This window comes from Gelidibacter sp. (genome assembly GCF_035577925.1).
In the GTDB taxonomy this organism is placed as follows: Bacteria; Bacteroidota; Bacteroidia; order Flavobacteriales; family Flavobacteriaceae; genus Gelidibacter.
In genome coordinates this window covers 1-1,701 of record NZ_DATJCY010000197.1, presented here as the reverse complement: position 1 = coordinate 1,701, position 1,701 = coordinate 1, and the positions used below count along the sequence as shown (strand labels likewise).

The following is a 1,701-nucleotide window of genomic DNA, read 5'->3' as shown; positions in this document are numbered from 1 at the left end:
AACCATCTTCTTCAATTTCATTGGCGCTATTTTCAGAGAAAGCATTGTCTAACAACTCTTCTTCTTCATATTTTTTCTCTAGAAAATCTAAGTCTAAATCGACGTGTTCATCTCCATTTTCGGAATACATTTCGTTAATCATAAAGCTGTCAGGAGGAGAAACTCTTTCAACCTCATCTATGGAAATATTTTGAGCCGCATAGTTTTCTTCAGCAATTACTATTTCGTCCAATCCAGCATCATTCACTTTGCTTTCCTTTTTTATAAAAAGATCATAAATAATATTAATGGCGTAGTACGCGATATAAGTAACTATAACTAAGGTGAAAAATGTTTTCATTAAGATACAATTGGGGTTTTTATTAATTCTAAGACTTGTTTAAATGCATCAATGACAGCTTCTTTCTGTCTATACGTAAGAGAACAGGTGTCTATGGTTTGCAGAACATTTCTTTTGTAAATTGGATGTTCTATTATTGATACTTGCCGATTGTACTTTGCCTCTTCCTTCAAATAAGAATCAAATGATTCTTTATTGGGGTAACTGAATCCTTTGTCAAATTTTGATCTTATAAATATTCTTTGGGATTCAGCTGATATAACTTTGAGAAATTCATTGAAACGAATGGTTGATTTCATAGAAACATCCGAGTATTCAAATGGAATTATTAAATAGTCACTATAATGAAGAAGATTAACATAATTGACATCCAAGGAGCCAGGAAGGTCAAAAACAAATAATTCCTCGGAATCGCTCATTTCTATTAAATTATCAACATCCGGAATCGAATCATGATCAAGGTAAATAACATCGTATAGTGGGGTTTTTCCACTTGAAATATCAAAGGTGTACTTTTCATGTATCGATTCCTGAAAATCGCAATCGAACACTTTTAATCCAATACCATTAACAGATAGGTAGTTTGCAAATGCAATAGCAATTGTAGTTTTTCCTGTCCCTCCTTTTTGATTAGCAAAAGTAATTACCATCTCTTATTTTTATTTTTGGTTTTATTCATGGCTTTTTTCTTTCCAATTTCCCATTCATCCGAATTTATATAGGTAGGATCGAGTAGTTCTTCCATACTTTTATCTATTTCAGAAATTATACTTTGAGCAGCTTCTTTAAGTGTTCCCACAAAAAATTGATTTTCATTTATAAAAACTCCCTCAGAGGATGTTGAGTTACTGATTATTTCTGCAGCTTCTTCCGTGTAAGATTTGCTTTTTTCATAAAGCATAAATCCCTCAATAGGAACTCCTTTTGATCGGAAATAATCAATGAGCAGACTTTTCTTTTCGTCATCTGTGATGTTGAAGTTATTGAGTCTCTCAAAATCCTTTTTCTTTATTTCTATATCCGTAAACAAAAACAATTCATTCAGTTTCATCAATTCACTCCCTTTCCAGATGGTTTTATTTTTATGGTCAATTACTGTATAACCGAAAGGTTTATTATTTTCGCTTTTATGAAAGATAATTTCCAAGCCAAATTTCACTTTTAAAAAATTTTGCAGCTCGCTGTAATAATCAGTTTTAATCTTTGCTTGTCTTTCTTTTTGCCATTCCTTTACATCTCTGTCGTCTATTATTTTAAAAACCTTATTTGAATGGGTATCTTTGTATTTGTTCAAAATGGCTTTTAATTGCTTTCTTTTGTTTCCATCACCAGGCCGAAATTGAATTTCGCTTGTTATATCT

At 31.5% G+C, this 1,701-nt stretch carries 2 protein-coding genes and 1 pseudogene; all 3 read right to left on the bottom strand.

Features of this window, described 5'->3' with window-relative positions; all coding sequences use genetic code 11:
• Positions 1-340, bottom strand: a pseudogene (locus tag VNJ50_RS07560) (hypothetical protein); the annotation flags it as partial.
• The gene (locus tag VNJ50_RS07555; protein WP_325580549.1) at positions 340-990 is read right to left on the bottom strand and encodes a ParA family protein; all 651 of its coding nucleotides are present in this window, start codon (positions 988-990) and stop codon (positions 340-342) included. The pseudogene VNJ50_RS07560 and the gene VNJ50_RS07555, both read right to left, overlap by 1 nt.
• Positions 984-1,634: a hypothetical protein gene (locus VNJ50_RS07550; protein WP_325580547.1), complete on the bottom strand. Its 651-nt coding sequence runs from the start codon at positions 1,632-1,634 to the stop codon at positions 984-986. Before VNJ50_RS07550 ends, VNJ50_RS07555 begins: the two co-directional genes overlap by 7 nt.
• Positions 1,635-1,701 lie beyond the last annotated feature (67 nt).